At 50.7% G+C, this 25,247-nt stretch carries 20 protein-coding genes and 1 pseudogene; 10 read left to right on the forward strand and 11 right to left on the reverse strand.

The genetic code is table 11. From position 1 onward, the window contains the following. Positions 1-13: 13 nt before the first annotated feature. On the reverse strand, positions 14-1,138 hold the full coding sequence (locus tag BMY16_RS12120) for an efflux RND transporter periplasmic adaptor subunit (RefSeq protein WP_091842803.1): 1,125 nt from the start codon (positions 1,136-1,138) through the stop codon (positions 14-16). A gap of 222 nt (positions 1,139-1,360) precedes the next feature. On the opposite strand from BMY16_RS12120, the gene BMY16_RS12125 reads away from it, so the two are divergent. The 3 genes from BMY16_RS12125 to BMY16_RS12135 all read left to right on the forward strand — a co-directional run bounded on the left by BMY16_RS12125 (position 1,361) and on the right by BMY16_RS12135 (position 5,817). After that, complete coding sequence (locus BMY16_RS12125) at positions 1,361-3,820, forward strand: outer membrane beta-barrel family protein (protein WP_091842804.1); 2,460 nt, start codon at positions 1,361-1,363, stop codon at positions 3,818-3,820. 88 nt (positions 3,821-3,908) lie between these two features. Continuing rightward, on the forward strand, positions 3,909-5,024 hold the full coding sequence (locus tag BMY16_RS12130) for a sensor histidine kinase (protein WP_091842806.1): 1,116 nt from the start codon (positions 3,909-3,911) through the stop codon (positions 5,022-5,024). Positions 5,025-5,040: 16 nt separating this feature from the next. After that, on the forward strand, positions 5,041-5,817 hold the full coding sequence (locus BMY16_RS12135; protein ID WP_091842807.1) for a LytR/AlgR family response regulator transcription factor: 777 nt from the start codon (positions 5,041-5,043) through the stop codon (positions 5,815-5,817). Here BMY16_RS12135 and BMY16_RS12140 read toward each other — a convergent pair. Further along, positions 5,760-6,992 (reverse strand): MFS transporter, encoded by a 1,233-nt coding sequence (locus BMY16_RS12140; protein WP_091842809.1) that lies wholly within the window; start codon positions 6,990-6,992, stop codon positions 5,760-5,762. The two genes, BMY16_RS12135 and BMY16_RS12140, sit on opposite strands and share 58 nt — an antisense overlap. A gap of 32 nt (positions 6,993-7,024) precedes the next feature. Continuing rightward, positions 7,025-7,702 (reverse strand): MIP family channel protein, encoded by a 678-nt coding sequence (locus tag BMY16_RS12145; protein WP_262987330.1) that lies wholly within the window; start codon positions 7,700-7,702, stop codon positions 7,025-7,027. A 150-nt stretch (positions 7,703-7,852) separates the two neighbouring features. Here BMY16_RS12145 and BMY16_RS12150 point away from each other — a divergent pair, with 150 nt between their 5' ends. Both BMY16_RS12150 and BMY16_RS12155 read left to right on the forward strand, forming a co-directional pair. Then, positions 7,853-8,851: a YqiA/YcfP family alpha/beta fold hydrolase gene (locus BMY16_RS12150; RefSeq protein ID WP_091842812.1), complete on the forward strand. Its 999-nt coding sequence runs from the start codon at positions 7,853-7,855 to the stop codon at positions 8,849-8,851. Next, positions 8,848-10,026 (forward strand): aminoacetone oxidase family FAD-binding enzyme, encoded by a 1,179-nt coding sequence (locus tag BMY16_RS12155; RefSeq protein WP_091842813.1) that lies wholly within the window; start codon positions 8,848-8,850, stop codon positions 10,024-10,026. Before BMY16_RS12150 ends, BMY16_RS12155 begins: the two co-directional genes overlap by 4 nt. Positions 10,027-10,030: 4 nt before the next feature. Here the strand turns inward: BMY16_RS12155 and BMY16_RS12160 are convergent, their stop codons facing one another. The 3 genes and pseudogenes from BMY16_RS12160 to BMY16_RS12170 form a co-directional block, all read right to left on the reverse strand. After that, a complete protein-coding gene (locus BMY16_RS12160; protein ID WP_091843053.1) occupies positions 10,031-11,629 on the reverse strand; it encodes a beta-N-acetylhexosaminidase in 1,599 nt (532 codons plus the stop codon). A 73-nt stretch (positions 11,630-11,702) separates the two neighbouring features. After that, a pseudogene (locus tag BMY16_RS12165) lies at positions 11,703-12,860 on the reverse strand (PIG-L family deacetylase); the annotation flags it as partial. Between the two features lie 24 nt (positions 12,861-12,884). Beyond that, positions 12,885-15,884 (reverse strand): PEP/pyruvate-binding domain-containing protein, encoded by a 3,000-nt coding sequence (locus BMY16_RS12170; RefSeq protein WP_091842816.1) that lies wholly within the window; start codon positions 15,882-15,884, stop codon positions 12,885-12,887. 111 nt (positions 15,885-15,995) lie between these two features. Between BMY16_RS12170 and ald the strand changes: the two genes are divergently transcribed. The 5 genes from ald (at position 15,996) to BMY16_RS12195 (ending at position 19,681) form a co-directional block, all read left to right on the forward strand. Then, entirely contained in the window at positions 15,996-17,102 is a 1,107-nt protein-coding gene (ald, locus tag BMY16_RS12175) for an alanine dehydrogenase (protein WP_091842817.1), read from the forward strand. Positions 17,103-17,340: 238 nt separating this feature from the next. Then, a complete protein-coding gene (locus BMY16_RS12180) occupies positions 17,341-17,805 on the forward strand; it encodes a DUF2975 domain-containing protein (RefSeq protein ID WP_091842819.1) in 465 nt (154 codons plus the stop codon). A gap of 7 nt (positions 17,806-17,812) precedes the next feature. Then, positions 17,813-18,022 carry a helix-turn-helix domain-containing protein gene (locus BMY16_RS12185; protein ID WP_073210620.1) on the forward strand — a complete coding sequence of 70 codons (210 nt, stop codon included), beginning with the start codon at positions 17,813-17,815 and terminating at the stop codon, positions 18,020-18,022. Between the two features lie 21 nt (positions 18,023-18,043). Next, the gene (locus BMY16_RS12190; RefSeq protein WP_139207219.1) at positions 18,044-18,532 is read left to right on the forward strand and encodes a hypothetical protein; all 489 of its coding nucleotides are present in this window, start codon (positions 18,044-18,046) and stop codon (positions 18,530-18,532) included. A 102-nt stretch (positions 18,533-18,634) separates the two neighbouring features. Then, positions 18,635-19,681 carry a TlpA disulfide reductase family protein gene (locus tag BMY16_RS12195; RefSeq protein WP_091842824.1) on the forward strand — a complete coding sequence of 349 codons (1,047 nt, stop codon included), beginning with the start codon at positions 18,635-18,637 and terminating at the stop codon, positions 19,679-19,681. Positions 19,682-20,302: 621 nt separating this feature from the next. Here BMY16_RS12195 and BMY16_RS12200 read toward each other — a convergent pair. The 5 genes from BMY16_RS12200 to BMY16_RS12220 all read right to left on the reverse strand — a co-directional run bounded on the left by BMY16_RS12200 (position 20,303) and on the right by BMY16_RS12220 (position 25,238). Next, positions 20,303-20,806, reverse strand: coding sequence for a hypothetical protein (locus BMY16_RS12200; RefSeq protein WP_139207220.1), 504 nt, complete (start codon positions 20,804-20,806; stop codon positions 20,303-20,305). Between the two features lie 258 nt (positions 20,807-21,064). Next, the gene (locus tag BMY16_RS12205) at positions 21,065-23,272 is read right to left on the reverse strand and encodes a TonB-dependent receptor domain-containing protein (protein WP_091842829.1); all 2,208 of its coding nucleotides are present in this window, start codon (positions 23,270-23,272) and stop codon (positions 21,065-21,067) included. A gap of 7 nt (positions 23,273-23,279) precedes the next feature. Further along, a complete protein-coding gene (locus BMY16_RS12210) occupies positions 23,280-24,140 on the reverse strand; it encodes a hypothetical protein (protein ID WP_139207221.1) in 861 nt (286 codons plus the stop codon). After that, entirely contained in the window at positions 24,130-24,747 is a 618-nt protein-coding gene (locus BMY16_RS12215; RefSeq protein WP_091842834.1) for a hypothetical protein, read from the reverse strand. Before BMY16_RS12215 ends, BMY16_RS12210 begins: the two co-directional genes overlap by 11 nt. Continuing rightward, entirely contained in the window at positions 24,744-25,238 is a 495-nt protein-coding gene (locus BMY16_RS12220) for an RNA polymerase sigma factor (protein ID WP_091842837.1), read from the reverse strand. Before BMY16_RS12220 ends, BMY16_RS12215 begins: the two co-directional genes overlap by 4 nt. Positions 25,239-25,247: the final 9 nt, after the last annotated feature.

Below are 25,247 nucleotides of genomic sequence, written 5' to 3' on the forward strand. Positions count from 1 at the left end.
ATGCGGAAGCGTATTATTCACCTTTCACTTCTTCAGGAAACAGCACCTTCTGTCCCTCTGTTACATTATTGGCACCCGTGGCCACGATCTGGTCGCCCACATTCAGTCCATTGGTAATGATGAAGTCCTGACCGTTACCAGTATCTTGTATTGTCACGTCAATAGCGGTGGCAGTACTGTCAGCCTTTACCTTAAACACTTGCGACTTGTCCTGAAGGCGTACCACTGCGCTCTGAGGAATGACTATCACATCCTTCTCTGCGAAGGGCATCACTATCGTACCCTGTATGCCGGAGTACAGATGGCCGTCGGGGTTAGGGAACGACACCTTACTGGTCAACGAGCCGGTGGCAGCATTCACAACACCCGTGAGGCTGATGACGCGACCTTTATGGGGATACTCCGTACCATTCTTCATGATAAACGTTGCTGCCGGCAGACTGGCGATATACTTCTCCACATCAGTAGCCTTCATGCCTTCCTGGACCATAGCCTCAACAATAGCCTCCGTTACAGAGAACTCAGCGTACATGGTCGTGTTGCCACTCAGCATGGTCAGCTGTGTCAAAGGCGATACCTGGTCACCAGTACGCACAGGTATCTCACCGATAATACCCGACACGGAAGCCGTGATAGTGCAGAAACCAAGGTTCACCTTCGCACGGTTCACTGCAGACTGTGCCTGGGCCACAGCTGCCTGAGCCTGTTTGTACGAGTTTTCAGAGTTGTTCAACATATAGCTGCTGACGATTTTCTTATCAAACAGGTTCTTGTTCGACTCATACTCCAGCTTGGCTGAGTTCTCTTGCGCCAGAGCAGCCTGCAGGTTGGCTTTTGCAGCCTCTAGCTCCAACTGAGCATTGCGGGAGTCGATGATAAAGAGCGTCTGTCCCTTCTTCACCTGCTGACCTTCAGTCACACAAATCTTCATCAGCTGACCGCTGACCTGAGGAGTAACCGTCACATCATTCTGACCTTTCATCCTGGCACTGAACTTGTAAGGTAATTCAATGTCTGATTTCTTCACTGTCATAGTTTCAAAAGATGAATTCGTTTCCTTTGGCATGTCAAGACCACAAGAGGCCATTCCTATTGCGGCTCCCAACATCCACGTCCATTTCATTAGGTTCTTTTTCATATAAATATATATATTAGTTAATAATCTGTTATTAGTTAATAATCTGTTTCACAGCGCAAAGATACAATTAAATTTCTTATTTCAGCATAATTCTCCAATTTTTTTAGGGTATCTCGTCGAAAAAATCCCAAGAAGTCGTCGAAATCCATTTGGAGTGAGGCGATTATCGGCGTAATTTTGCAGCAGATTTCAGAATCGAACATAATAAAAACAATTAAAGATATGAAACAGTTCAAAGCATTTTTCGCAGCAGTTGTGATGATGATGACATCACAGGTAGTAATGGCCCAGACCACTGTGAAGGGCGTGTTAATGGACGAGACACTTGGCGAGGCCGAGCCTTTCGCCACCGTTCGCGTGTTCAAGGCTGGCAAGAAAGAGAAGCCCGTTGCCATGTTCCTCACCAAGGAGGACGGTCAGTTCTCACAAGAGGTGAAGGGCAAGGGTAAGTTCGACATTGTGTTCAGCAGCGTGGGTAAGGAAGACCTCCGTCAGACCGTCACCCTCGGACAGGAGAATCCGCTCGACCTGGGTACCTTATATATGAAAGAGAATGCCACGATGCTGAAGGGCGTGGAAATCGTCGCCCAGAAGCCACTGGTGAAGATGGAAGTCGACAAGATGAGCTATAACGTGGCAGAAGACGAGGACTCGAAGTCGAACACCGTACTTGACATGCTCCGCAAAGTGCCCATGGTAACGGTCGACGGACAGGACAATATCACCGTCAACGGCTCGTCGTCCTTCAAGGTGTATGTCGACGGAATGCCCAACGCCATGTTCTCTTCCAATCCCTCGATGGTATTCAAGAGTATGCCCGCCACGGCCGTAAAAAGCATTGAGGTGATGACCAATCCTGGCGCCAAGTACGATGCAGAGGGAGCAGCAGGCATTCTCAACATCATCATGAACAAGCAGAACCCCCAGGCTGCCCAGAGTCTCAATGGCTACAACGGAACGATCCGTGCTCAGGTAGGCACCAAGCAGCTGGGTGCCAGCGCCTTCCTCAACGGCCAGCAGGGCAAACTCTCCTACAGCGCCAACGTGATGACCTCCTACAACAAGCCCGGTACCACCACCACTGAGATGGAACAGCTGCAGGACAACGGTTCCTCGCAGATCCTCACCTCTGAGAACGACGTGAAGACTCCATTCACCATGGGAAGCCTCACCCTCGGCTACCAGATCGACTCTGTCAGCATGCTCAACCTCACTGCACAGGTGAACAGTATGAACATGAAGAGCAGCGGCACCTCGACCACCGCCATTGGCGGCAATGGCTATGGCACAGACTTCAGCTACGGCAGCACTACCGATATGAAGAACGCCCGCACTTCGTTCAACGGGAGCATCGACTACCAGCGTTTCTTCAACAAGGAGCACACCCAGTCGTTAGGCCTCACCTACCAGCTGAGTTACAGCCCCTCCACTTCTGAGATGACCAACAACTTCGGCACCACTTCCAACTACATCGATCTTACCGACCGCTACTCAGAGAACAAGGACAAGACCACCAGCCACATCTTCCAGCTCGACTACACCATGCCTCTCGGCACTGGTCAGAGCCTGAGCCTTGGTGCCAAGTTCCAACTCCACGATGCCACCTCCGACTCGAAGTATTATCTGAAGAACGTCTACGACCCCAGCAGCAGCTCAGAGTATGAGTATAAGAACAGCATCCTCGCAGGCTATGGCGAATATGCCGGTAACTGGAACAAGTTCGGCCTCAAGGCAGGCCTCCGCTACGAGTACACCTGGCAGGACGTGGAATACCACCTCGGCAAAGGCGACGACTTCAAGAAGCAATACGGTAGCCTCGTACCTACAGCCAGCCTGCAGTACACCCTCTCACAGGGCTCCAACCTCGGTCTGACCTACAACATGCGCATCTCGCGCCCTGGTATCTCCTACCTTAATCCCTATGTAGACAAGACCAACCCCATCGCTTTGTCCTATGGTAATCCTGAACTCGACGTCGAGAAGGCTCACAACATCTCACTCGTCTACAATATGTTCACACCGAAGCTGATGGTCAACCTCAACCTGCACCACAACTTCACCGACAACGCCATCGCCCAGTACAGCTTCTATGACGACAACAACCTGCTCAACACCACCTACGGCAACGTCGTCAAGAGCCACCAGACAGGTCTGAACGGCTACGTCAACTACCTGCTCACCAAGGACACCCGTATCTTCTTCAACGGTAGCGTGAACTACCTCGACCTGCGCAGCGACGCCCTCGACCAGAGCAACAGCGGTTGGACTGCCAGCGCCATGCTTGGCTTGCAGCAGACCCTGCCCTGGAACCTCAAGCTCAGTGCCTTCGCCATCACCTCTACCAAGAGCTACTCCCTGCAGGGATGGAACGGCGGCTTCAACCTCCTGACAGCCAGCATCTCAAAGTCGTTCTTCAATGACAAGCTCACCGTCGGTGTCTCTGGTCTGATTGGTCTCAACAAGGGCGGCAACATCAATATCGAGTCATGCAGCAATGGCAAGAACTTCACAAGCTACACCAATGTCAAGGTGCCCATCTCCAACGTGAGCCTCACCATCAGCTACACCTTCGGTAACTCAAAGAAGCCAGCCCAGCAGCACGTCAGCCGTGTACAGAACGACTTCATCGAGCAGCAGTCACAAGGTGAGATCATCAACAACGTAGGAAACGTGAATCAGTAATTAGTTAGATTATTTTTGCTCTCCTGCATTGAGATAATGCGAGAGAGATTTTGTTATTTCAGAATTATTTCCTAATTTTGCCATCGATATGAAGAAAATCGAGAAAAAAGACCTCCTGAGGCACCTGTATCGCTTTGCAGGCCTTAAGCCGCCACAGGGAAGCAACGACTCTGACATCGCCACCAGGCCAGTCATACAACTTTTGGTATGGATCCCAATCCTAGGCGCCATGCCGATAGCCACCTATCTCAGTACCCGCGATGCTGGCGCCACCAAGACTTCTTTCTTCGTGGTGTGGGATTTGCTGAAGTCGCCGCTCATCGTCTACTTCGTCAACTTCTACATCCTGCATAAGCTATTCTTCCAGCACCGCTACTGGCTCTTTGCGTTCTTCAACCTGTTGATGATCGTCGCGCTGAATTCACAATTCATCTGGATGTTCATCCATCGCCATAACATCCCCAATATGCCTGAGATGACACCCAACATGTGGATAGGCTTCTTCTCCGGCTTCCTGATGTTCCTGCTGCTCAACTGCATGGTGGCGGCCATCGCCATCGGCATCCGCCATTTCATCCGTACCCGTCAGATACGCCAGCAGCTGAAGGACGAACAGGCCAAGCACACAGAGGCAGAGCTCGCCTGGCTGAAAAATCAGATCAATCCCCATTTCCTGTTTAATACACTCAACAACATCTCCAGCCTTACGCAGATCGATGCCGATGCCGCACAGGATGCTATTGCCCAACTCTCCGACCTGCTGCGCTACGCGATGTACGAGACCAACAAGCCCCAGGTTGCCATTCAGGGCGAAGTGGAGTTCATGCGCAACTATATCTCGCTGATGGAACTGCGCTGCAACGACAAGACAGAGGTCAACGCCCAGTTCTCGATTCCCAATCCCCAACAGGAGATTGCCCCACTGATCTTCATCTCACTCATTGAGAACGCCTTCAAGCATGGCGTCAGCAGCAACCGTCACTCGAGGATAGACATCACCCTGCAACAGGAGGACGACACACTCGTGTTCACCTGCGACAACACCAACTATCCTAAGGACGATGCCGACCGCAGTGGCTCAGGCATAGGCATAGAGAACACGCGTCGACGACTCGACCTGATGTACGCCAACCGCTATACCTGGGAGCAGTCGCTCGAGAACGATATCTACCACGTTCGTGTTACATTAAAGATTAAAGGATAAAGATTAAAGAATAAAGATGAGTCTGAGTTGTATGATTGTCGACGACGAGCCCCTGGCCGTCAAGTTATTAGAGTCGTTCGTAGCCAAGACCCCCGACCTAGAGTTGCTCGGCTCATTTACCGACTCCGTCGAAGCTATCAATGCCATCAAGGAGGAGAAGCCACAACTGCTGTTCCTCGACATCCAGATGCCCGACCTCAGTGGCATGGAGCTGGCCCACATGCTGCCCGCCGGCACAAAGGTCATTTTCACCACGGCCTTCAAAGAGTACGCCTTCGAGAGCTACGAGGTGTCGGCCCTCGACTTCCTGCTGAAGCCCATCCGCTATAACAAGTTCATTGCAGCCGTCGAGAAAGCCCGCGAGTGGTATCTCACCCGTACGCCTCAGCCTGCTGCCGCCCCTGTCGCAGGAGCTGACACCCCCCAGGCATCCCCTATCCTCGCCACACCCACAGGAGGATCAATCTTTCTCAAGGTCGACGGCGAGTTCCGTCAGGTTGCCCTCGACAAGATTCTCTACGTCTCAGGCATGAAAGACTATGTGATGTTCTATCTCGACGGCGAGCGCAAGCCTCTCATTACCCACCTCACGATGAAGTCGGTCGAAGAGATGCTGCCCACGCAGCAGTTCATGCGTGTACATCGTTCGTATATCGTTGCCCTCGACAAGATCCGCAGCGTCGACCGCAACGACTGTATCTATATCGGCGACGAGATTATCCGCGTCACTGAGGCCTACCGTGAGACCTTCCTCAACTTCCTGGCACGACTCACCATCAGTCCGAAGCCATAAAGTCCAACGATGACGTAGCACATCAGCGGAATGATGAAGGGTACCACCATGTCGGTGGCATCGGCAATGATACCCACCAGCAGGAAGCCACAACCACCCACAGGCGTCATCATTAGTATCGACGAGGCACTCTTCGTCAGACTGCCCAGGTCTCTTACTGCCAACGAGAATATCGTCGGGAACATCACTGCCTCAAAGAGGAACACACCAATCAGGCCTATCATCGACAGACGACCAAAGTTCATCAGCACCAGCAATATGCAGGCCACACAACCACCGCCACACAGGAAGAGCATCTTCTCTGCAGGCACCTTACGCATCACCAGACTACCCCCGAAACGCCCTACCATAAAGAAGCCCAACGCAGCTGTCAGCACCATCGAGGCTGTACGGTCATCCATCCAGCCCATGCCCGTCACATAGTTGATGAAGTAGCTGTTGATTGATATCTCCGCCACTTCATAACACAACAGTGCTATGAGTCCATAGACGAAGTATTTGTGACTCCACACCTTCAGCAGTGGCTCACGCCCATAGCGGGCTTTCTCTTCCATTCCGTCATGATGCACGATCTCAGGAAGATGCACACGTGAAAAGACGGCTGCTATCACCAGCACCACCACTCCCAGTATCACGTAAGGCACAGCCACACTACCACCGTTGTCGCTGAACAGGAACTGTCCCACAGCAAAAGTAGCAAACAAACAGCCCAAGCCATTGAACGACTGCGAGAGGTTCAGTCGGCTTGAAGCCGTTTCACGCCCTCCCAACTCCGTCACGTAAGGGTTGGCAGCCGTCTCGAGGAACACCAATCCCATACTGATTATAAACAGCGCGAAGAGATACGAGCCGAAAGTGGCAGCCTCTGCACACGGTACAAACAACAACGCTCCGATGCCGAAGAGCAGCAGTCCGAGCACCACGCCGCGCCTGTAGCCCATATAGTTGATAAAGAGTCCTGCAGGAATCGCCATAAGGAAATAGCCCATATACGTGGTCACCTGGATTAGGCTCGACTGCGTGATTGAGATGTGCATCTCGTTCTGGAAATGCTTGTTCAGCACATCGAGGATGGCCCTGGCGAATCCCCAGAGGAAAAAGAGCGTGGTAATCAATATGAACGGCACCAGGTAGTTGGTGCCGTTCGCCTTAAACAGTCCGTTTTCGTGTTTCAATTTTCAATCTTCAATTTTCAATTTCCAATCTATTACTTCTCTGTGTCAATCAGCTTCCAGATACCAGCAGCACAGGCACCACCCACAAACGGACCCACGATGAAGATCCACAGGTTAGCCAGCGCCGTTCCACCCTGGAACACTGCCGGAGCAATCGAGCGGGCAGGGTTCACAGAAGTACCCGTATAACGGATACAAACCAGGTGTACCAGAATCAGAGACAGACCGATGGCCAGACCAGCGAAGTTGTTGGTAGCGCCGTTAGTCTTGGCAGTAGCACCCAGCACGACGAGCACGAACACACAGGTGAAGATTACCTCAGCCAGCAGACCGCCCAGCACGCTCACGTTCGCCTGCAGGTCGTTGGCACCCGTACCCTCAAGACCAGGCACATTCTCTGTCAGAATATAAAGAAGCAGAGAGCCGATGAAAGCACCGATCACTTGGAAGAGCATGTACATACCACAATCCTTCGCGCTCATGCGGCCACTCAGGAAGCAGCCCAACGTGATGGCGGGATTGATATGGCAGCCCGAGATGCCGCCGATTGTGTAGGCCATGGCCACCACAGCCAGTCCGAAGGCGAAGGCCGTACCCACCACAGCGGGAATATTATTTACAGGGTCACAACCCAGGCTCACGGCCACGCCGCAGCCCATCAACACGAGTACCATGGTACCCACCATCTCTGCTAAATACTTTTTCATAATCTCAATGGTTTTAATGAATTGAATAATATTTAATGTTTACGTTCTGGGGGCAAAGTTATACATTATTTCTAAAACAAACAAGAAAAAACGGTAATTTGTTTTGTATTTTGGGTGATTTGTCGTATTTTTGTGCCCTAAAAGCATATAAATATGGAACAAACCAATCCTTATATCACACAGTTTCCCGATCTTTTCAAGGGGAAAAAGATTCTATATGTTCACGGCTTTGCCTCGTCTGGACAGTCTGGCACAGTCACCCGCATCCGCACCGTCCTGCCCGAGGCAGAAGTGGTGGCTCCCGACCTGCCTTTGGAGCCTGAGGAGGCACTGGCATTACTGCGAAAGGTGTGCGAGCAGGAACAGCCCGACCTCATCATCGGCACGTCGATGGGCGGCATGTTTTCCGAGATGTTGAGGGGCTACGACCGTATCCTCGTGAACCCAGCCCTGAGGATGGGCGACACCATGAAGGATCACGGCATGATGGGTGCCCAGCATTTCCAGAATCCACGTCAGGACGGAGTGCAGGACTTCATTGTGACGAAAGCCCTCGTGAAGAGCTATAAGGAGATTACGGAACATTGTTTTGAGAGCATTACAGAAGAAGAACAACAGCGAGTATGGGGACTCTTCGGCGACGAGGACGATCTGGTGAATACCTATGGCCTTTTCCATGAGCATTATCCGCTGGCTGTGAGTTTCCACGGAGAGCACCGTATGAACGACCAGAGTTTTATGCACGCCGTCGTGCCCGTGATTCGTTGGATCGACGACCTGCAAGAGGGACGGCAACGACCTATTATATATATAGGTATAGAGACGCTCATGGATGACCATGGCAAGCCTAGGAGTTCATCGCAGAAAACCATCCGTACACTATTGGCAGACTATCAACTCTTTTTTGTACCCCCTGCCCCACCCGAGGCTGAGGCGTACAAAGAGGTCAACGACTGGCTAAGGCAGTATGTGAACGTGCCAGCCTTCAGACACACTGTGTTTACCAACCAGCGGACCCTGCTCTATGGCGACTATTTCATCGGCACCGATGACGCCTGGGACGGCATGGCCACGCAGATACGTTTCGGCAGCGACACGTTTAAGACGTGGGATGACGTGGCAGATTACTTCAACAGACTCGGCGGGCAATGAAAACAGCGATTGTCGGAGGCGGGGCGGCAGGCTTTTTCCTCGCCATCAACCTGAAGGAGATGATGCCTACGATGGAGGTAACCATCCTCGAGCGGAGCACGAAGCTGCTGGCTAAGGTCGAGGTGAGCGGCGGCGGACGTTGCAACTGCACCAACTCGTTTGCTGCCATCCGTGACCTGCAGGCCGTCTATCCCCGTGGCCACCGGCTGATGAAGCGACTGATGAAAGGTTTTTCACAGCGTGATGCCTATGACTGGTTCGAGGCCCACGGCGTGAGACTGACGACACAGGCTGACGAGTGTGTCTTCCCCCTGTCGCAGGACTCGCATACCATCATCAACTGTTTCCTGGCCTATGCCCGTCGCCTCGGCATTGAGATCCGTACTTCAGAGAAAGTGACCAACTTTGAGCAGTTAGCTGACTATGACTTCGTAGCCGTGACCTGTGGCGGTCAGCCTAAGGCAGAGGGGCTCCAGTGGCTTGCAGACCTTGGCCATGAGACAGCACAGCCCGTGCCGTCGCTCTTCACCTTCCAAATAGCCGATGAAGGATTGCGCACCCTGATGGGAACAGTAGCCGAAGAGGCCGTGGCGATGATCCCTGGCACCAAACTGAGGGCGCAAGGACCGTTGCTCATCACCCATTGGGGCATGAGCGGGCCTGCCATCCTGAAACTCTCGAGCTATGCGGCACGCCATCTGGCAGAGCGCCAATACAAAGCCCCCTTGGCCATCAACTGGCTGGGATCGAAGGATACGGAGGCCATTGCCCTACTACAGGCCACAGCCCAGCGAGCCCCACAAAAACAAATCGACACCATTGCCCCAGAGGGACTGACAATGCGTCATTGGACCTATCTTGCAGGAAAAGCCATAGGCGAAAGAGCCACAGGCCGTTGGAGCAGTCTGAATCAAAAAGAACTGAACCGCCTGGCCAACGCCCTATGCTGTGACACCTACGAAATCACAGGTCGCGCACCGTTTAAGGATGAGTTTGTCACCTGCGGAGGCATCGCCCTCGAAGCCGTCAACCCTGCCACCTTGGAGAGTCGTCATGTTCCTAGACTCTTCTTCGCTGGCGAGATCCTCGACATCGACGGCATCACAGGAGGCTTCAACTTCCAAGCCGCCTGGACCACTGCCTATACCGTGGCCAAAGCCATCGCCAACTATTAATACATCAGAACTGCCAACGGTTAGGGATCTGGCGCTCGGGCCAGAGGTGTTTGCAGTAGGTGTAGTGCAAATATTCCAGATACTTGGTAAATTCGCCCAGTCGTTGTTTGAAGTCATCGAAATTCTTACGCTCGGGCATAGTCCACTGCACCTCAGCGAGAGCCGTCATACGGGGCAGGGCCTGATACTCTACCATCGCCTCGTTGGTCATATACTCCGACCAGAGATTAGCCTGCGTGCCGAGGATATGCTGGCGGGCCTCCACGGAGAGGCTGTCTGGGGCAGGATCAAGCGAATAGACCTTTTCGATGGGGATGAATCCACCACAACGACTCGGTTCGAAAAGCACATCCTCCACTTGCTGGTAGTCGAGATAACAGTGGGTGGTAGGCGCCATGATGACATCATGCCCAGCCTCAGCAGCCTTGGCACCAGGGGCAGTACCGCGCCACGACATGATCATCGCATCCTGAGGACTGCCGTCGAGAATCTCATCCCAGCCTAAAGCACGACGACCTTTCGATGTCAGGAAGTCGAAGACACGCTTGGTGAAGTGCGCTTGCTTCTCCTTGATGCCCTGACATTTAAGACAGGCCTCCCATTTCTCCGTAGGCGTCTCGTCCCCCCCGATATGAATCACCTCCGAGGGGAAGATATCCATAATCTCCGTGAGCACATCCTCCACAAACTGATAGACCTTCGGATTGCCCACACAGAGCACATCCTTATAGACGCCCCAATAGTGTCCCACTTGATAGGGGCCACCCGTGCAGCCCAGCTCTGGATAGCTGGCGAGGGCAGCGAGCATGTGGCCTGGCATATCAATCTCAGGTACTACGGTAATATGACGTGCTGCAGCATAAGCCACAATCTCGCGGGCCTCAGCCTGCGTGTAATAGCCACCATAGGGAATCTGATCGTCAATGTCGCTGTTGGTACCGATAATGGTACCCGTGCGATGAGAGCCCACCTCCATCAGTTTCGGCCACTTCTTGATCTCGATGCGCCAACCCTGATCGTCGGTAATATGCCAATGGAAGATGTTCATGTTATGCAGGGCCAACAGGTCGATGAACTTCTTCACGAACTCCACCGAGAAAAAATGACGGGAACAGTCAAGGTGCATGCCTCGCCAAGAGAAACGTGGTGTATCGGTGATGACGGCTGCAGGCAGCTGGAACATCTGAAGCAGAGACGCGGACGAAGTGTTGGCGAATGACTTCCTAAGTGTCTGGATGCCATAGAAGACGCCAGCAGCCGAGCCTCCCTGAAGGGTAACGCCCTTGCTGCCGACAGTGAGCACATAACCTTCCTTCGATGTCACCCTAGGCGACACTGCCAGTTCGATATAACACACCTTCTTAGCGCGTTTCTGGACGACAGGGAAGTCAAGCCCCACCATATCGCGGAGGTAGAACTGCAGAAACTCAGCCTCCTGTTGCAGTGCTGACGGTGCCAGTATCTGCACGGTGGCATCAAGCGTAAAGGGTTCTCCCTTCTGCAGGGCAATGCTCTGGGGCAGGGGCACAATGTTGTAGTCGCCAGCCTGCGCTGACAAAGGTAAAAGGGCAAAAAGGTAAAAGGGTAAAAGACCTTTTACCATTCCTATTACCTTACGGATTACATTCGTTCTCATCATCTCCATTTTACTTTTTACTTCTTTACCTTTTTACCTTTTAAAAGTGGTATTCCACAAATGCTTCCATGGCCTCGTAGCAGGCGAGGCCCAGTTCGTCGTAGCGTTTGGCGGTGTCGCGGTTGCGATCCTCAGCACGCTGCCAGAAAAGGCGTTCGTCGTTGCCTAAGAACGGAGCACTCTCCATCTGACTCTGATGGCGCAGGATGGCATTACGTTTCTCGCGCAACTCCTCAGGACTCATGGGTACACACATCTCGATATCTGCCACGTCCCACTCTGCCCAGGCACCACGATACATCCACACACGGCAGTCGTCGAGCCACAGGGGCACATAAGGATCACCCTTGCTGCGAGCCTCAGTCTCAACTTTCTTCTCCTCGTCGATAGCTGCCAGCACGGCATCAGTACACTTACGGTGGGTACCATGGGGATCAGCAAGGTCGGCAGCCACATAGATCTGATGGGGTTGGATCTCGGCAAGCAGCTGGATGATGGGTTCCACATCGCGCTCACTCATGGGCAGTTTCTCAATCTTGCCACTCTCATAGAAAGGCAGGTCGAGGAAGTGGATATGCTTGCTGTCGATGCCGTTGTACTCACAGGCCAGACGAGCCTCACCACGACGGATCAGTCCCTTCAGACGCAGGATCTGCTCATTGTCGAGATCACCTTCCTTCTTATTCTTGATAAAAGCTTTCACCACCTGATAGCTGTGCTTGATCACCTCGTCGGAGCCATTGGCAAAGATGGTGTTGAAGCCATTGATGAAATGCATGAAACGACGGACCTCCTCATCGCCCACGGCAATGTCGCCAGAAGTCTCGTAGGCGATATGCACGTCGTGGCCCTGCTGCATGAGTCGACGGATGGTGCCGCCCATGGAGATGACATCGTCATCAGGATGGGGCGAGAAGACGACAACCCGTTTTGGATAGGGCGTGGCACGCTCCGGACGCGTGGAGTCGTCGACTCCAGGCTTACCTCCTGGCCAACCCGTAATGGTATGCTGCAGTTCGTTGAAGACTTCGATATTGACAAGTCCCGCCTGGCCCTTGAACTGTTCCACAAGATGGCCGAGACCATTATCCACATAATCTTTCGTGGAGAGTTTCAACAGGGGTTTCCCCACCTTGTGGCAAAGGTCAATCACTTGCCGACGCAACTCGTGGTCGGGCATCTGAATAGTTGATGTAAGATGTAAGTTCATATCATCAATGTTTTAGTTATTAGGCAATAGTACTACGCCAAGCTGCTTCTTGCCGTCCATCATGATCTTCATCGGGTTCTCGAAGCGCACATGGCGTACATAATCCGTTTCCTCAACGGCAGGCATCTGGTCAAGCACCTCTTTCTGGAAGATGCCGTCGCCTGTATAGGTATTGATGGTGAAGTAGCCAACACCAAACGAGGTGAGGTTCTGGAAGAAATGCGTACCCTGAGAGGGGTCGACATGGTAGTTCTTCAGACCCGTCTCCACGATGACACGGGCAGCAGAGATATGGGGCCACTTCACGGGGATACCCAGCCAGTAGTCGCTGGAGCCCCAGCGCCCTGGCCCCACAAGCACGTAGTTTTTGTTCTCGTCTAGGAACTTGCGGTTGATCTGTTCTATCTGGTCGGCAATCGTAGGATTATTCACGGCTGTAAAGTCGTCATCCGTCTTGACATAGACCACATCGACCACATCCTCCGAGATACCATGTCCGAGGGAGTTGGCAGATCGCAAGAGACACTGTTCGTCGGGGATGGCCTGTAAGTCTTCCTCAAGCACCTGCTTGGAATCGACAATAGGTCGGATCTGCAACAGGTAGAACTCTCCCGTGCGGTCGTCATTCAGATTGCAGGCAAACTCAATTTCCACAGGGCGCTTCATCTCGTCAGCACCATATTTCTGTGACATCTGCAAGAGCTCAGGCAATGGGAACACACCATGCTGGAGCACACCACAGAAGGAGATGACCTTGCGCCCACCCTCATAGATACCATCACGGATAATCTGATCCACAGGATCGTAGGTCGAGGCTATATAGGTGAGGGAGCCATCAGCTGCCGCCTGCTTCACTCGGAGGTTCTTGATATTGAAGCCATCGTCCACCTTGAAGTCATCGCCCACATGCGTCATGTCAAGGGCATAGAAGCGGGTCTGCGTCTCCGTCAGAGCCGTCTCCATCTCCGAGGTCTGGAGCACCTGCGTGGGATGGTAGGGCGACACACGGAGCGTCTGTCCGCCATCCACGATATACTTACCCAGTCCGAGAGCCAGTGAGGCGATACCCTCCTCGGCCTTCTCTTCTCCGATGGGATAATAGTTCAGCGAACGGAGCACACCCGAGAAATTCGGATAATAGAGGTCGCCATACTGCTTACCCACCACCTCCTGCAGGATGACAGCCATCTTCTCTTGGTCGATGACGTTCTGCGTGGCGAGCATATAAGCCTTGGAGTCCTTATAATAGACCGAGGCATAGACGCCCTTGATGGCACAGGCCATCATGCGCAGCATCTCATACTTATCGCTGAGATAAGGAATCATATAGGTGGAGTAGATACCTGCAAAGGGCTGGTAGTGACTATCCTCCAACAGCGAGCTGGAGCGCACGGCGATGGGCGACTTCACCGCATCGAAGAAGGTGAAGAAGTCGGCTATCAGCGAGTCGGGCAACTGAGCCCGCATGAAGTGGTGCAGGATCTCCTCATCGCTGGCATCTGAGAGGGCGATGGGATAGAGGTTGTTCTTCTCCATGAACTCATCGAAGAAGTCGGTACAGAGCACCACCGTTCTGGGAATCGACACCTTCGCATTCTCATACTGGTTCAACTCCGGATGGCGCTTGATGATGTTATCGAGAAACGCCAGGCCACGACCTTTGCCTCCCAACGAGCCTTCTCCGATACGGGCGAAATGGCTGTAGGCATCAAACTTCAGGCGGTCGAACACGGCCACCACACCGATGTTCTTCATCCGTCGGTACTGTACGATGGCATCGAAGATGATCTGCCGGTGGGCATCCACATCCTGAAGCTTATGCCAGGTGACATGTTTCAGGAAAGCCGATACGGGGAAGATGGCACGGGCACAGAGCCAGCGGCTCATGTGGTTACGCGACACATGGTAGAGCATCGAGTCGCGAGGAATCTTGAAGATATTATCCTGCAACTCCTTCAGCGACGACACGCGCGCCACCTCTTCCTTGGTCTTAGGATCACGGAAGATAAAATCGCCAAAACCCATGTGCTCCTCCATCAGATGGTGAAGGTCGACATTCATCTTCGTGGAGTTCTTGTCGATGAAATGGAAGCCCTCGGCCTCTGCCTTGGCACGATTGATGGTTTCCGAAGAGTCGAGGATCAGGGGCACATACTCATCACGACGGCGGATCTCGCGCAACAGCTTCAGACCTGCCTCCGGATCGCCCTCTTCCACGTGACTGAGCCGTCCCTCATGAACCTGCATCGGGAAGCGGGTATCACTGATCACACCCAACGTATTCTCGTGATACTTCTCATAGATCTGCATGGCCTCCTCGTAGGTCGTGGCGAGCACCACCTTGGGGCGTCCTCGCTTACGCTGGGCTGCAGCGTGAGGATTCAGGGCTTCAGTAGAGAAACGCTTCGACTGGGCGAGGATATAATTATAGAGGTTGGGCAGTACGCTCGAATAGAAACGGATATTATCTTCGACGAGGAGAATCATCTGCACACCAGCCTCGCGGATATCGTGCTCGATGTTCATCTTGTCCTCAATCAGCTTGATGATCGACATGATGAGGTTGGTATTACCCAACCAACAGAACACGTAATCGAACACCGACATATCCTCATCCTGGATGCGCTTGGTGATGCCATGCGAGAAGGGGGTCAGCACCACGCAAGGGATGTTGGGATGCTCGGCTTTGATCTCACGGGCCACGGTGAAGGCATCGTTGTCGGCATTACCAGGCATACAGATCACGAGGTCGATGTCGGTCGTATGGAGCACCTCGTTGGCCTCCTCCGTCGTCGACACCTGGGTGAAGGTGGGCGGATAGCGCATGCCCAACTCCATATACTCGTCGAAAATCTTCTCGTCCACGCGGCCATCGTCCTCCAGCATGAAGGCATCATAGGGGTTGGCCACGATGAGTACGTTAAAGATGCGTCGTGTCATCAGATTGACAAACGACACATCTTTCAGATAGAATTTATTCCACTCTTGTGGTATCTTGATTTCTTCTTCCATTTCAAAGTTTTAGTTTCGACTGCAAAGATAAGAAAAATATCTTAATAATTGAACAACGAATGGATATTTTTTGTATATTTGCACCATCAATTAACTAAACACCCATAGATTATGAAAGTAGGAATTCCCAAGGAGATCAAAAACAATGAGAATCGCGTAGGCATGACGCCTGCAGGAGTAGCAGAACTTACACGTCGTGGACATGAGGTGAGCGTACAGCACACTGCTGGCGAAGGCAGCGGATTTAGCGACGACGACTACATCAGGGCGGGAGCGAGGATTCTGCCTACCATCGAGGCCGTGTATCGCGAGTGCGACATGATTGTGAAAGTAAAAGAGCCCATCGAGCCCGAGTACGAGCTGGTGCGTCCAGGGCAGTTGCTCTTTACCTATTTCCATTTCGCATGCGAGAAAGAGCTGACGGATGCCATGCTGAAGAGCAAGGCCGTTTGTCTGGCTTACGAAACGGTACAGTTACCTAACGGCTCATTGCCATTGCTACAGCCCATGAGCGAGGTAGCAGGACGCATGGCGACCCTCAATGGTGCTTACTATCTGCAGAAAACGAAGGGCGGCAAGGGCAAACTCATCAGTGGAGTTCCTGGTGTATCACCCGCCAAGGTTTTGGTACTGGGTGGTGGTATCGTAGGCGAGGCTGCAGCCCTGATGGCAGCTGGCTTGGGTGCCGATGTCACCATAGCCGATATCTCCCTGCCCCGCTTGCGTCAGCTCGACATTGAGACACCCGCCAATGTCCATACACTCTTTTCCTCAGAGCACAATATCCGTAAGATGTTGCCGACAGTAGACATCGTCGTAGGTTCTGTACTCGTACCTGGAGATAAGACGCCACATCTGATTACGCGCGATATGCTAAAACTGATGGAACCAGGAACTGTTCTCGTCGATGTAGCCATCGACCAAGGCGGCTGTTTCGAGACTTCCCGTCCTACCACCCATAGCAATCCCGTTTATACAGAAGAGGGCATCGTTCACTATTGTGTAGCCAACATCCCAGGAGCCGTTCCCAATACTTCTACATTGGCTCTGACAAACGCAACCCTACGTTATGCCATTGCCCTGGCCGATAAGGGTTGGCAGAAGGCCTGCAAGGACGATCCTGCTCTGGCCAAAGGCCTGAACATCGTTGACGGCAAGGTCACCTTCAAGGCCGTCGCCGATGTCTTCGCCCTCCCCTACGAGCCGATTGCCCTGTAGTTACCACTCAGGTACATTAAGAAAAGTGTTGGCGTTCCAAAAGGGCGCCAACATTCTTTTTTCCCAAGATGTAATGCTTAGTTGTTACGGAACGTTAAATTTATCGTTTTTCGATAAGTTTTTATTGATTTTCTTTGGTTAATTCAGAAATAACAACTACTTTTGCATATCGAAAATCGATAAATAAACAAAATAAAACAATAAACAGAGTATGAAATCAACAAAAATCGATTGAATTATGAAAAAGAGACTGAACGTTTTCTGTGTACTGATGTTGTTGCTGATGGCAACAATGGTTGTGATGACCTTTGTTACTGGGGCCGATGCCTTTCAGGAAGGTTGGGAAAAGGGTAGCAATGCTGAACCCGATTACAGCTGGGCTCATCTGCTGGCGTTCATTGCTGAGATGTTCGCCATTGTAGCCGCCCTTGTGTCGTTCATCAGCTTTATCCGGTTTATCCTGAATGTGAACCGCAACAAGGTGTTTGTATGGGAGAATGTCAGCCTGCTGCGCTTGACGGCTTGCGGACTGATAATTGTTGCCTTAGTAGCTACTGGCGATGAACTTTATACGGGTTGTAGCTTTGTTGATGTCTACGAGCACTTCTTCGATGCTTTCCTCTTTGGTGTGTTTAATCTGATTATAGCCGAGGTGTTTGCCGTAGGCTTGAAGTTACAGGAAGAACAGGATTTAACTGTTTAATAGGCCTATGGGACAAATCATTGTAAACTTAGATGTAGAACTCGCCAAGCGCAAAATGTCGCTCAGCGAGTTAGCCGAGAAAGTAGGCTTGACATTAGCCAACCTCTCGATCCTGAAGACGGGCAAGGCCAAGGCCGTACGCTTCACCACCCTCGAGGCCATCTGTCGCGAGCTGGGTTGCCAGCCTGGAGACATATTGGAATATAGAGACGAATAACAACATCAAATCAAACCAAATATGAAGAAGATAAAAATATACGGATCAAAGCAGAATCCGATCATTGGCATTGTCATGTTCATCGCTTTTATGGCAGGGTGCATGTTCAGCATGTATCAATCTGGAGGCAAATCTAATAGCGGCATCATGATTCCAGCTATGATGTTTGCACTCAGTGCGGCCATCAGTATTGTTGCCTTCGCCATCAGGAAGCCCAAACTCATTATCTCAGACTACTCTGTGATGATAAACACATCTGTACCATGGGAAGTTTGTTTCGAAGAGGTAGACTCATTCTATCCAACCAGTTACAAAGGAGAAGAGATGATATGCATCCGCTACAAGAAAGATGTTGAGGCAGGCGTAACTATAGAAGAAGTGGAAGACGGAATTAGTCTGCGTAAGAAAACGCTCCTGAATCCAGGCGAGCCTTACGACATCTACGTAACAGGCCTCGCCAAGAAACCAAAAGATATTCTCAACCTGCTGAACGAACGATTAAAGGTTTGAATTATTAACAAACATAAGTTTTGGTTTCTTTAACACATAAACCTGTAATCATTTGATATTTCCCATGTCTATAAAATAAATAGTTAGAAATTGATATTGATTATGAAAAAACTATTATCCACATTCGTACTAGCCCTTGTCGCATTGACGACCTCCGCACAAGGGAATAACTACACCGTTAGTTGTGATCTCACCTCAGTCATTGAATCCATGACTAAGCAAGGTGTCCATATCGACAGTTTCTATTTAGCCGACTATGCCAGCAAAGAACCTATCACCAAGAAGACTGCCTTCCTGGAAAACAAGATCACCATCAGCGGTAAGGTTACTGCTCCCCAGGTTGCCGTCCTGCAATTGCAGATGCAGATTCCTAACGGCACTCGCACACAGAGCTTCCCCCTTCTCCTCGAAGCAGGTAATATCGTTGTTACTGTCGACGACCGTTCGTTCTCTGTAGGAGGCACGCCACAGAACGATGCACTCTTCAGCGCCATAAGCGACATTCGCAAGGCTAACCAAGAAGGCGATATGGATAAAGCCCGACAGCTCATCAAGGATTACGTCCCCCAGCACCGTCATGACCTTACTAATGTACTGATGGTAACATCGTATAACGCCATCACCTCTGATGACGCCAAGCAAGTTAAGGAACTCATCGCCCAGTGTAGTGAGGCAGTACAGCAGCATCCCGTCATCGTCAAGTATGCCGATAGAATGAACACCCTACTGAATCGTCCTAAGGAGGGCGACATGTTCAAAGACTTCGCAGTAGAGTATGACGGTAAGACCACTCGCCTCAGTGATTTTGTAGGACGTGGCAAGTACGTACTCGTTGACTTTTGGGCCTCGTGGTGCGGTCCCTGTCGTAAAGAGATTCCAAACATTATCGCCATGCACGAGAAATACAAGGATCGCAACTTCACTGCCCTTGGCGTGGCTGTAAACGACAAGCCTGAGAACACGCTGAAAGCCATTGAGAAAGATAAGATAACCTATCCGCAGATCATCAACTCGCAGAACATCGCCCCAGGTGTCTATGGTTTCAACGCCATCCCGTATATCATCCTCTTCGCTCCTGATGGCACTATCGTAGCCAGTGGCCTTCGTGGTCAGGACATCGAGAACAGACTTGCAGAAATCTTCAAGTAAGCTTTAAAAGCCGCTCTTCAGGGTTATCCATATAAATCCAAATTTATATATTATTGCTTCAAGTTCTACAAAAAACAGTACAATTTATTGATTTACAAGAAATTATATAGCAATTTAAATTCTATTAAAGTTCTATTAATCCTCTACATTAGTTCTACATTAATTCTATAAATGTACTCATTTCATTAACTTCACCATGCCACAAACAGAATGTTATAGTGTATTAAACCCGCACTTTGCTACCTGCTCTTATAGAGTCAGGCATTAGGAAACCCTTAAATTCTCTAGAGAATTTAACACTTTACTCCGACCTTTCTTATAGTTTAATTACGGCAAGCTCCTAAATTCTCTAGAGAATTTAGGAGTCACTTCCCTGTATCCTTTGACTTACCTCGTTACATAGAAGCACATTAAACGCCATCAACTACTATTCGGGTGGAACAATAGTAGAACTTTAGTAGAGGGAAAATAGAACTTTAGTAGGACTTGATATTACTGATAATTACGAGGATAACAATAGGATACGGAGATTTCAGTAGAAGTAGAAACATCCTCGCCACTGACAATGATGTCAAGTAGGCGAGGATTTGAAAAAACTCAGTATACTCATTTCACAATGATTCATTTCTTAAGCCGTTCGATACTCATTTCGAACAGATCCTGGATGAATTCATCTTCGGTTTTGGCTTTCAGTTTCTTGATTTCCTTAGCCACCATCTTTTTCTCCGCATCATCCAAAGGCTTTGCCTTCTTGCAGAGGTTGTAGATATAGGTGGCATAATAGTTGGCGGCTGCGCCATCAGGCTTCTTCAGAAACAGATTCTTGTAAGTATTAAACTCACTCAGCCACGATTCGGAACTCTTTTCGCCACCAATGAAGATAGAGTCGCCCTCAAACCCTGTCCATTTGCCAGGATTCAATTTCAGCTCTTTGCCATTGACGAAAATCTTCTTAATCTTAGGGTTCTTCTTGCGATACTCCTGGGTGGTGGCATAGGTGATGGCGAGGCGCACTTGGGTCTTCTCGCCTTTCTCCAACCACTCCATGGCGTAGGCATAGCGGTATTTCTTCTCTGGATCGTCCTTGTCGAGGAAACAGGCGTAGATATAATTGGAGCCTTTCATCTTGCCAATAGCCACAGACTGGGACCTGCCTCACCGCCCAAGACCAGTTCAAAGCCCTCCTTGAGCATTTCAAGATTCCTGTATAAACAAAGAAAAAGGTTATTTTCTCCATCCTGCGACAAGATCTAAGGGTATTCCAAAGTTCTGTCGCAGAATGGAGTGTGAGTCGCTCTTTTGCATCTACATAGGGCTCGCAGTGATGCGGGCCCCATGTGATTGTATAGAAAAATAGAAAGTTACCTACATTCCTAAACAAAGTCACGAATTTCCTTTCGATATTCCGCCAACTACATCGTCATTTTCGATGCTATGCTCTGTCTTCTTAACGCTTGACTTCAGCGAGCCGAAGCGCCAATTGACTGAAATAGTGAAACAGCGTCCTCGATTCCATGACTGCTGATAATCACGATAGTTGCCATTAACAGTTTCTGCCACAGAAGGCAAGTATTTGTCGAAGGGAGAATTGGCCCCAAGCCTTACTGTTAGACGATCGCCTTTCAAGAATGATCGTTGTAGTGAGGCATAATAGTTATACCAAGAATGCTGTATATAGTAGACGCCCGATGGACTATGTCCTATCTTACCGTTTACGCTCAGATAGAGGCGCAATTTCCAAGGCAGTTTCTGAGTGAGATGCACGTAGCCGATATCCGACCATCCATGAGTGCAATATCCCAAATTGGGATTCTCATTATGCTCATAACGGAGGTTGTTGTTGATGATGAGAGTTGTACCATCGAAAGGCTTCCATTGCACATACTGCTCAACGGAGAAACGACGATAGCGCAGGATGTTGTCGTAAGTCGTATAGCGGACATCGCCCTTAGCCGTCTGTACGGAGCTAATGCCTCCAGATGAGAAGCTATAGGCTGGAGCGAACTGGAAAGTCAGCTTGGGCAGAATATAGGAATAGATGAGACTGAGGCGCTGAGTGTGCGAACTCTCTAGATTGGGATTACCCTGCGATACAACAGTTGGGGTTATGGATGCTGCAGGGTTCAGGTAGGAGATGCCTGGGCGATTGATGCTGGTGGTATAGTTCAGTTTCAAGGATTGGGCATCCGTCAGTTGATATTTCAGTGTGGCCTGTGGTACCCAGTCGCCCAAGTGTTTATCAAACGATTCGCCTTTGCCATCAGGATAACTGCCCTGCATAAAGCTATACTCATAGCGCAATCCTGCACGAGCCGACCATTTGTTCCGCTTGTAGATATAGTCGGCATAGCCTGCCAGCACTCGGGTGGTATGCTGAAACTCATTGCTGGTCAGCATATCTGTATCATAAAAGTCTTGGGTGTTATGGCTGTTATTATTGCGATCGATATATTTGGCGCCAATCTCCAACTGGTGACCTTTGCCCAGAGGTCTGAGCCAATCGGCCTGAAACGTATGCTCTGTAAAGCGTTCGCGCTCTTTCATCATGCTGCCACTATAGGGGAAGGGTACATTCATCAACTCTGTATAGGTATTCTCCTGATCGGTATGTTGACGCGTGAGGGCGAGCATGTAAGAGAGAGTGAGCCGCTCGCCCTTCCGTTGCGTCTTATGTTCATAGTCCAATCGTCCGTTCCATGAATGGTGCTGATAGCCTGGCATCCAGTAGTGGTTGTTGTAGCTATAGATGGGCTGATCATCATGTCCAAGCCAGGTGGAGCCGTCGCCCTGCACATTAAACTTATAGAAGTAGCCACCAAACGAGGCCGAGATCAGGTTGAGCGAATCAATGTCGTAGCTGGCATTCAGGTTGGTGTAGTGGATGTCACCTGGGTTAGAACCCTCTGAATTTGAGAACATCCGATTGCCTGTATCGAGATAGGTACGATCCACTTCCGTACGATTATAGGAGTCCTTATCCGTCATTTTGCTGAAACCATAATCCACAGATAGCAGTAGCTTGCCCATCTGCCCAGTGAGCGAGGTGTAGAAATTGGGATGACTCAGAGATGTATAGCTGGCAGAGACCACGCCTGTTATGCCTTGCATCTTTGAGCCATTGACCATCACGATATTCAGGATGGCATCCACGCCTTCTGCATCCTCTCGTGCTCCTGGATCCGTAATCACTTCGATGCGTTTCACCATCGTGGCAGGCATCGCCTTTAATACTTCTTTGGCATTCTTCGTCAGACTGGGATCAAGGTGCCCGTTCTTATAGACTTTGAAACTGCTGTTGCCTTTTACGAGGATATTATCCTGTCCGTCTACTGTTACCATCGGTACCTTGCGCAGCATATCGATTACAGTCTGCGTTTTCGATTCTTCATCGCTTTGTACATCGTAAGCGATGCGATCAATCTCCTGCTTGATGAGCTGCTTTTGTGCCTTGATGACAACTCCCTCCAACTCCTTGTTCCAAGTGATGGAATCGTTGCTCACGCTGGTAGAATCCTTTTGCGTCTGGGCCATAGCTATCCCTACTCTCGCTGCCAGAAGCAGCGAGAGGAAAACAATCTTCAAATATTTCATAAGTGGGTTATTTCTTAAGCCGTTCGATGCTCATTTCGAACAGATCCTGGATGAATTCATCTTCGGTTTTAGCTTTCAGTTTCTTGATTTCCTTAGCCACCATCTTTTTCTCCGCATCATCCAAAGGCTTAGCCTTCTTGCAGAGGTTGTAGATATAGGTGGCATAATAGTTGGCGGCTGCGCCATCGGGCTTCTTCAGAAACAGATTCTTGTAAGTATTAAACTCACTCAGCCACAATTCGGAACTCTTTTCGCCACCAATGAAGATAGAGTCGCCCTCAAACCCTGTCCATTTGCCAGGATTCAATTTCAGTTCTTTGCCATTGACGAAAATCTTCTTAATCTTAGGGTTCTTCTTGCGATACTCCTGGGTGGTGGCATAGGTGATGGCAAGGCGCACTTGGGTCTTCTCGCCTTTCTCCAACCACTCCATGGCGTAGGCATAGCGGTATTTCTTCTCTGGATCGTCCTTGTCGAGGAAACAGGCGTAGATATAATTGGAGCCTTTCATCTTGCCAATAGCCACAGACTGGGACCTGCCGTCGCCAACAGCCAAAGACATGTGGTCGCTTCCAGGATGGCTGACCGTACGAAGCTGGTAGGCTGCATCCTTGTCGTTCTCGAAAGCCTTCTGGATGGCTTTGACATGGTTGAGGCCAGAGGGATTGGACACCACGAAGTCGTAGACATCCGACTGAGCCGTCTTCTTACCCGTCTCAGGGTCGCGATCCACCGAGTGTTGCGTCTTGGTTTCTATAACATTGTCGTTCAGCAGAGCATCGAATGCTTTCTGGATATTCTGCTGGGCATTTGCTGTTGTGGCCGATAGCATCAGTATCGTGGCCATCATTAAGTTTTTACTCTTCATATGCAATTAATTCATTTTGTTCGTTAATATATATTATGGTACCATCTTCTTGCATCACGGGAATGAAGCCATAGGCAGCCAATTGGGCGTCGATGACCTCCTGCCGGGCCTGTTCCAGCTCCAGTTCCACATTCCTTTTTGCCCTTTCCGCCTCAGCCGTCAGCGCATAGGCTTTGTCGTAATCGGTCATGGTGGGTGCAGGCTTCCTGAGGCTGCGCTTCTTGGTCTGAACAGGCAGCACTTGCTCTTTAGGCGATGACGCCGTATCGGGCGTTGCCTGTTGCGTGGTTGTCGAGTCTGCCTGAACCATCAGGGGCACATCGGGATTCCGATCTGTCTGGCGGGAAGGCATCGTGAGATACAACACACCTGCCACCACGGCAGCAGCAGCCACGCCCCACCCTATCCATCTTCTTCTGGGCTTGGCGGAAGACTGGGATTTCATCGCCTCGAATTCTGCGAACAACAGACGATACTCCTCCCACTCTGCAGGTATCTGACCCTGGGCAAAGTACTGGCTGAGGATGTCTTCTTCCTCCAGCGTCGATGTGCCTTCCATAAACTTGTCGAGCAATCGGCCTATATGTTCCTTTGTGTACTGTATCATCGTTGATTCCTCCTTTTGATTTCTTCTAATAATGTTCGTCGTGCCCTTGCAAGTAGTGTACTGACCGAGGTGATCTCGATACCCAGCAGTCGGGCTATCTCCTCATGGCTGCGCCGTTCCACCTGTCGCATATATAATAAGGTGCGCTGTGTGGTGGGCAGTTGTTGGAGCTTTGCTGAGAGCCATTCATCGTTTTCCTTGCTCTCCAGTTCTTCGTGCGGACTGGTGTTGAGGCTCACTACTATGGCTTCGTCGAGCGTTTCTGAGGGTTTTCGTCGCTGGTGGTTCCTGAGCTGATGTTTGGCCATCAGGGCAACGAGGGCTTCCACAGAGTCATAACGGTCCAGTTCGTCGTGCATCTGCCACAGGCGGAGCATCACATCCTGAGCGATGTCTTCTGCCTCGTCCTTGCCCGCCCCGTTGCTGATGCTCACGCTGAGCGCCTTCTTCCGCCACGAGCGGGCTTGATGTTCAAATGCTGTTCTGTCCATTCTTATGCT

The sequence above is a fragment of the Prevotella sp. ne3005 genome, assembly GCF_900110085.1.
In the GTDB taxonomy this organism is placed as follows: Bacteria; Bacteroidota; Bacteroidia; order Bacteroidales; family Bacteroidaceae; genus Prevotella.